Genomic DNA, 6903 nt, shown 5'->3' on the forward strand with positions numbered 1-6903 from the left:
GCCATTCCTGAAACAGTTGATGGAACATTCCGGCGAAACCGCCAATATCGGCATCGAGGATGGCGGCGATGTCGTCTTCATCTCGCAGGTCGAAAGCCACGCGCCGATGCGCGCCTTCTTCCGCCCCGGCCGCCGTGGCCCCATCCATGCGTCGGGTATCGGCAAGGCGATCCTCTCGACCTGGTCGAACACTGAGGTCGAGGATCTGCTCTCGGTTCGCCCCCTCACCAACTTCACCGACAAGACCCGTGACAGCCTGCCCAAGCTGCTGGCCGATATCGAACTCATCCGCGTCCGTGGCTGGTCTGTTGACGACGAGGAACACACGCTCGGCATGCGCTGCCTCGCCGCTCCGATCTTCAACGAATATGGCGAAGCGATCGCCGGGATTTCGGTATCGGGACCGGCGGTGCGACTGCCGGACGAGAGGCTGGCTGAACTAGGGCCGCTGGTGCGGGCTGCAGCCGACGGCGTGACGCAGGCGATGGGCGGACGGGGGCCGGCAGGATATTTCTAGACTGGCCATGGTCTCTCGCCGTTTCAAGCTGGAAGGCACAGCCTCATGTGGCCGGGACATGGCGATGCCGCAGACGTGATCAGAAATTGTCAGCGCATCGGTTGCGAACACATTATGTTCAAGACGTCCGGGCGTCATTGCCCACCCATCAGGAGGGTAATTCATGGTTGACCCGGTCATGCGCATCCTGCGCAGCTTCCCGTCATCGCCGACCCGGATCAACACGAGCACGTCGATCAGTTCGGAACCCGACAATGCCTGGGTCGCCGCACGGCAGGCACGGATCAACGCCGATCTGCTCACATTGAAGAGGGCCGACGTGACGGAGGACGCAAGCGACGACAGCCCATCCAATGAAACGGAAGGCGAAATCGAGACGCTTGATGACAGGCATGCCCAGAGCCGGGAAGACGATCAAGCATCCGAAAAAATGGAGGCCAGCGGCGAGGAAGCGGAAAGCCACCGCTTTTCCGGTGAAAGCGACGAGATCGGAACCCGCAATTTCGACGATGACACCCCGTTCGGCGAGCGCGTCGCCATCGTCTGATCAGAACCGAGACGAAACCGCGTTCCTCAATTGCGTGCCACCCAGCGATGCCAGTCTTCCTCGCTGCCATGGAATACGTTGAGGTCGATCCGGCCCTCGACGCCGTGCGACAGGCCGGAGCCGGAATATTGCCAGAACAGCCATTTGCGGCCCGGATAGATCTGTGACGGATGGGCGGCGACGGAGCGCAGCCAGAAGGGGTGGTTCTTGAATTCGCCCGTCAGGTTGTCGCGGTAGAAGTCCGGAGCGGTGTAGATCACCGGGCGCTTGCCATAGTGCCGTTCCAGCTTGTCCATGAATACCTGCATCTTCTCGATCGCCTTGGCGCGCGACAGGCGGAAGCGGCAGCTGGATTCGCCGTTATATTCGACGTCGATCACCGGCGGCAGCGCGTCGGGATCGCGCGGTACGTTGCGGATGAACCAGTCGGCCTGCTCGCCGGCGGTGCGGCACCAGTAGAAGAAGTGATAGGCGCCGCGCTTCATGCCGGCATCCTTGGCCCGCTTCCAGTTCTTCCGGAACATCGGGTCGAGATGGTCGCCGCCATCGGTTGCCTTGATATAGGCGAAGTTGGCGCCCTGCGTGCGCAGCTTTGCCCAGTCGATGTCACCCTGCCAGCGCGAAATATCGACGCCATGCACGGCCATTTTCCGGGGTGAAGCCTTGCCGAAATTGATCGGATGCGCGTCGCGGAACTGGCGGCTGTAGATCTGCGCCCGCCCGTGCCGGGTGCGTGGTTCCGCCTCCGGAGTGTCCGGCATCATCAGCGCGACCGGCCGTTCGGCCGGAACGGCCATGGCCTCGGTGGTGACGGATTCGAAAGCTTGCGGCTGCGACATCTGGCCTGCCCAGGCCAGTTGTTCCGGATGGCTTTCGGCCGCGGCGATGATTGCTCCGACATCGTTCGCCGGCACGGGGCCTTTCGCGACCGAACTGGTGACTTCCTTCGAGGGCAGCCCGGCGGACAGGCTTTCCGGCCCGGAACTCGACGTGCAGCCGGCAAGCGCTAAACCGCCGAGAAGAAGTGCTGAAAGAGCCGATAAACGCATTGGAACCCGTACGCAAAACAGAAGCCGGGCGGTCTGCGCCCTCCACTGCCTTCAATTGCTAACGGAAAATTACCAACAAAAGCTGAATCCGAATTAATTCGGGACGCGTTGCGCAAAAACGACGATCGCGGGCAGGGGCACCTGGCCGTCCTTTCGACAAACGTTCGTCGGGGCTCACTCCAGGGATCTGATATTCTCGGGAACGGAATATTCCTTGCCGTCATAGGTCAAAAGCAGGATCGATTCCTTCGGTCCGTCCCGTTTTTCCACGCATTCGCCGTTTGCCGCCACGCTCGCGACCGTCCCCGAGGACATCTCCGACACCAGAATATCCGCATAACCGTGATGGGTGGTGGGTTGCATCGAGAGCGTACGGCTGCTTTCGTCGAATGTCCCGGCGCAATTCGTGTCCCATTCGCCGTGATTGTCGCTGACCGTGATGCCGGAGAGCACCGATGTCAGCTTGCCATCTTCGATCGTATAGAGCGACAGACCGACCTCCCCGAACGGATTGAGCCCCGAACTGCCATGCTGGAAAATGCGCAGCCCGAAGGCGATCTGCTTGGGGGCCAGCCGATACCGGGCTGTGTCGAAGGCAATCCGGGTGATCCGCACCGCATCGTCTGTCATGCGCCCGGCAAGATAGAGCCGCTGCCTGACATCGAGGCTCGCCGCATCGAGCACCAGCAGTTCCAGATCCCCCGCATCGCCATCATTGGACTGCCCGCCGATCAGCGGCACGGCAGCCAGCATCAGTTCCGGATAAACCGGCCAGACCCGGCAGATCACCGCATGCGGATCGTCCCCGACGACACTTTCCGCCGGCAGCGTGATCGCCAGTCCCTTGGCGCTGAAGCTCGTGTCCGACGTCTTCACCGCATCCGGGTAGGCCCGTTGAACGACGGCGGCCGCCCGCCCGTTACATTCGTCTTCTGCGAATGACAGATCTGTGCTGAACAGGAAGGCCGCAGTGGCAAGCAGAACGGTGGTTTTTATAGTGCGAAGGGTCATTCGGGGAAGGTGGCACAACGGGGTTGAAATGACAAATGGCGGAATGCCTGTGCCTCGCCGGAATCCGGTCGTTTTCGATGCGGAACATTTTGACGATCAAATCGGCAAGCCGGCCGAAGATTACACTGGGAATGCGCTGGCCGAACTACCGAATTCTGATCTGCTCTTGCGCCTTTGAATCCGGGTACGCCATTTCAAATCCGTCGTCACCCATTGACGGGGGCTTCTTTTCTCACAATAGGGTCAGGCCGAAGAACGTGGTAAGCGCCAGTCCGACAGCAACAGGAGCATAACAGTGAGCGACCCGACCGTAGCAGACGCAACGAAACGTATTTATGAATCGCTTCAGGCGGACAATGCTGACATCGACGCGCATATCGTAACGCTCAAGGCAGCGTTGGCGCGAGCGGGGTTGAAGGAGGCCGTATTTGACCCGGCGAAACTTGTGCAAAACAATCGGTCTGGCCGGAAGCTGATGCAGGCCTACTTTCGGCAGCGCGGCGTGACAGTGAAATTCTCGGCTTCGTGAGAACCGTCACCCTATCCGACCGTCATGTCGAATAGGGGTATTTCGGCTATCCCGGATGTTAACACGGCCAGAAATGATCCCGCTGTCCTATCGGCCCCTCCCCCCTGTGGGGAGGGGATTTTTCCCAATATATTCATGGATAGGGTAAGCAGCCTCACGCTGTTTCCAGCGCCCGCCTCGCCCCCGCCAGCTTCCGCCCCTTCATCGCCTTGCCCGCCACATAGACTTCGGCCACGCAGCGGTCGTCGCCCATGGTCTGCAGGATGAACAGCTCATCGACCAGCGACTTCGCCGTGCGCATCCTGAGTTCCATTGCCGACTTGCCGCTGGAATCGAGCACGACGATATCGGCGTCGGCACCAACATGCAGCGAACCTATTTGGTCCTGAAGTCCGAGCGACCGGGCATTGCCGAGCGTCATGCGGTAGAAGGAATTGAGCGGCGACAGGCGCTGGCCCTGCAGGTGGAGCACCTTGTAGGCCTCGTCCATCGTTTCCAGCATCGAGAAGCTGGTGCCTGCCCCGACATCGGTCGCCACCGACCAGCGGGCGCCAAGACGGTCGAACCGGTCGCGGTCGAACAGGCCGGAGCCGAGGAAGAGATTGGAGGTCGGGCAGAACACGCCGACTGCGCCAGTCTCGGCCAGCACCGAAATCTCCCGGTCGCTGAGATAGATGCAGTGTCCGAGCAGCGTCTTGTCGGTCAGAAGATCGTAGTGGGCATAGATGTCGGTATAGTCCTTCGCATCCGGATAGAGCGAGGTGGCAAAGGCAATCTCGTCCCTGTTTTCCGACAGATGCGTCTGCACGTAGCAATCCGGATGTTCGGCCACCAGCGCCCGGCTCATCTCCATCTGCTCCGGCGTCGAGGTGATGGCGAAGCGAGGGCTGATCGCATAGTGCGCCCGGCCGCGGCCGTGCCATTTGCCGATCAGCCGCTTGGTCTCGTCATAGCCCTTCTGCGGCGTGTCGCGCAGCGCATCCGGCGCATTGCGGTCCATCATCACCTTGCCGCCGATCATCAGCATGCCGCGCTGCTCGGCCGCCGTGAAATAGGCATCGACGCTCTGCGGATGGACCGAACAATAGGCGGCGGCCGTCGTCGTGCCGTTCGACAGAAGCTCGTCCATGAAGCGTCCGGCGATAAAGGCCGCATGTTCCGGCTCGGCGAATTTCTGCTCCTCGACGAAAATGTAGGTGTTCAGCCATTCGAGCAGTTGCGCGCCATAGGAGGCGATTGCCTGCGTCTGCGGAAAATGCAGATGCGTATCGATCAGGCCGGGCAGCACGAGGTGCGGCCGGTGGTCGGCCACCGCGACCCCGGGTGCCGCCATGCGGCTCACCTCGGCATAATTGCCGGCCATCGCCACCTTGCCGTCCCGGACGAGAACGGCCCCATCCTCCTCGTATCGATAGGATGCGGTATCATCGATACCCTGCGGCTCGTCGATGAAGGACAGCACTCGTCCACGGATCAGGAGTTCGGTCATTGGGTTTTTCCTCCGTTCACAACTGTCTGATACCAGGCAGCCAGCAGCTTGCGCTCGTCGTCGGTTACGGCCGTCACATTGGCCGGCGGCATCGCATGGCTGCGTCCCGCCTGCAGGTAGATTTCCCGCGCATGGGCGGCAATCTGGGCATCGCTTTCGAGTACCACGCCCTTCGGCGGCTTGATCAGGCCCTCCCAGCCCGGCTCCTGCGCATGGCACATGGAACAGCGGCCAAGGATGGTGTCGCGCACCTTCGGAAAGGCTTTTGCCGTAATGAACGGCTGCTGAGCGGCAGAAGCCTGTTCCGGCTCGCCGGTCAGGATCTTCGGCACGGTCGACAGCCACATGATGACGATGAACAGAAGCACGGTCGCCAGCCAGGTCCAGGTCGGGTTGCCGGCATTGGCATGGCGGGTGTTGAAATAGTGGCGGATGGTGACGCCCATCAGGAACACCAGCGAGGCGATGATCCAGTTGAACTCAGTGCCGAAAGCCAGCGGATAATGGTTCGACAGCATCAGGAACAGGACGGGCAGCGTCAGGTAGTTGTTGTGCGTCGAGCGCTGCTTGGCGATCCGGCCGTATTTCGCATCCGGCGTGCGGCCGGCGATCAGGTCGGCCACCACGATGCGCTGGTTCGGCATGATGATGAAGAACACGTTGGCAGACATGATCGTCGCGGTGAAGGCGCCAAGATGCAGGAAGGCGGCGCGGCCAGTGAAGAGTTGCGTATAGCCCCAGGCAACCGCGACCAGGATGAAATAGAGCGCCACCATCAGCCGGGTGTTGTCATTGCCGAAGGGCGACTTGCAGAGCAGGTCATACATGATCCATCCGCACGCCAGCGAAGCGAGCGAGATGCCGATCGCGACGGGCTTGGACACATCCAGCACGGTCGGATCGATCAGGTAGAGATCGGCGCCCGCATAGTAGACGAGACACAGCATGCCGAAGCCGGAAAGCCAGGTGACATAGCTCTCCCATTTGAACCAGATCAGGTGTTCCGGCATGTTGGACGGCGCCACCAGATATTTCTGGATGTGATAGAAGCCGCCGCCATGCACCTGCCATTCCTCGCCATAGGCACCGGCGGGAAGGTCCGGGCGCTTGCGCAGGCCGAGGTCGAGTGCCACGAAATAGAAAGACGAACCGATCCAGGCGATGGCTGTGATGACATGGAGCCAGCGGACGGCGAAGGTCAGCCATTCCCAGGCAATAGCGTATTCATACATGTAGACCTCCCTGTTTGGGAGACTTCTGCCATCCTGCGATACCAACCGAAATGCCGGTTAATCCCCAACACTTTCAAAAAAATCTATAAGATCACCCCCGCTGTGGTCGGCTTTCGCCTGTGGTAGAAGGGGTGTCATGTCCTATCTCGATAATATCCGCGTTTTCGTCCGCGTCGTTGAACTCGGCACCCTCTCCTCCGCTGGCCGCGACCAACGGGTGACGCCTGCCGTCGCCAGCAACCGCATCAAGGAGCTGGAGCGGCATCTTGGCGTACGCCTGTTCAACCGCACCACGCGCAAGCTGTCACCGACCGAACATGGCCGGGTGTTCTACCAGGGCGCGGTCAAGATCATCGAGGCCGTCAACGAGGCGGAAAGCGCCATTGCCGATCTCTCGCACAATCCGAAGGGGTCGCTCCGGATCACCGCACCGCTCGGCATCGGCCGCCGTCTGATCGCGTCTGGCATTCCCGAATTTCACGACAAATATCCGGATATCGAGGTGCGCCTGCGCCTCTCCGACCACAAT

The 6903-nt window shown here is 61.0% G+C and carries 8 protein-coding genes; 4 read left to right on the top strand and 4 right to left on the bottom strand.

Annotated elements, in window-relative coordinates; all coding sequences use genetic code 11:
- On the top strand, positions 1-517 hold a 517-nt coding region (locus VL202_RS10985), incomplete at its 5' end, for an IclR family transcriptional regulator (protein WP_325464153.1).
- Positions 518-680: 163 nt separating this feature from the next.
- Entirely contained in the window at positions 681-1064 is a 384-nt protein-coding gene (locus tag VL202_RS10990) for a hypothetical protein (protein ID WP_325464154.1), read from the top strand.
- A gap of 26 nt (positions 1065-1090) precedes the next feature.
- On the opposite strand, the gene VL202_RS10995 is transcribed toward VL202_RS10990, so the two are convergent.
- On the bottom strand, positions 1091-2113 hold the full coding sequence (locus VL202_RS10995; RefSeq protein WP_325464155.1) for a GH25 family lysozyme: 1023 nt from the start codon (positions 2111-2113) through the stop codon (positions 1091-1093).
- Between the two features lie 174 nt (positions 2114-2287).
- The gene (locus VL202_RS11000) at positions 2288-3124 is read right to left on the bottom strand and encodes a hypothetical protein (RefSeq protein ID WP_325464156.1); all 837 of its coding nucleotides are present in this window, start codon (positions 3122-3124) and stop codon (positions 2288-2290) included.
- A 295-nt stretch (positions 3125-3419) separates the two neighbouring features.
- On the opposite strand from VL202_RS11000, the gene VL202_RS11005 reads away from it, so the two are divergent.
- Positions 3420-3653, top strand: coding sequence for a hypothetical protein (locus VL202_RS11005; RefSeq protein ID WP_325464157.1), 234 nt, complete (start codon positions 3420-3422; stop codon positions 3651-3653).
- A gap of 154 nt (positions 3654-3807) precedes the next feature.
- Here VL202_RS11005 and guaD read toward each other — a convergent pair whose 3' ends face one another.
- A complete protein-coding gene (gene guaD, locus VL202_RS11010; protein ID WP_325464158.1) occupies positions 3808-5142 on the bottom strand; it encodes a guanine deaminase in 1335 nt (444 codons plus the stop codon).
- Positions 5139-6374: a urate hydroxylase PuuD gene (locus tag VL202_RS11015; protein ID WP_325464159.1), complete on the bottom strand. Its 1236-nt coding sequence runs from the start codon at positions 6372-6374 to the stop codon at positions 5139-5141. The genes guaD and VL202_RS11015 overlap by 4 nt, the downstream gene beginning before the upstream one ends.
- Before the next feature lie 136 nt (positions 6375-6510).
- Between VL202_RS11015 and VL202_RS11020 the strand changes: the two genes are divergently transcribed.
- Positions 6511-6903: LysR family transcriptional regulator (locus VL202_RS11020; protein ID WP_325464160.1), on the top strand; the 393-nt coding region annotated here is incomplete at its 3' end.

It is taken from the genome of Pararhizobium sp. (assembly GCF_035497515.1).
GTDB lineage: Bacteria > Pseudomonadota > Alphaproteobacteria > Rhizobiales > Rhizobiaceae > Pararhizobium.

What these genes read in the sequence shown, in the direction of transcription:
- guaD (WP_325464158.1), bottom strand. Translation starts at nt 5,142, where the DNA reads ATGACCGAACTCCTGATCCGTGGACGAGTGCTGTCCTTCATCGACGAG.
- VL202_RS10990 (WP_325464154.1), top strand. Translation starts at nt 681, where the DNA reads ATGGTTGACCCGGTCATGCGCATCCTGCGCAGCTTCCCGTCATCGCCG.
- VL202_RS10995 (WP_325464155.1), bottom strand. Translation starts at nt 2,113, where the DNA reads ATGCGTTTATCGGCTCTTTCAGCACTTCTTCTCGGCGGTTTAGCGCTT.
- VL202_RS11015 (WP_325464159.1), bottom strand. Translation starts at nt 6,374, where the DNA reads ATGTATGAATACGCTATTGCCTGGGAATGGCTGACCTTCGCCGTCCGC.
- VL202_RS11000 (WP_325464156.1), bottom strand. Translation starts at nt 3,124, where the DNA reads ATGACCCTTCGCACTATAAAAACCACCGTTCTGCTTGCCACTGCGGCC.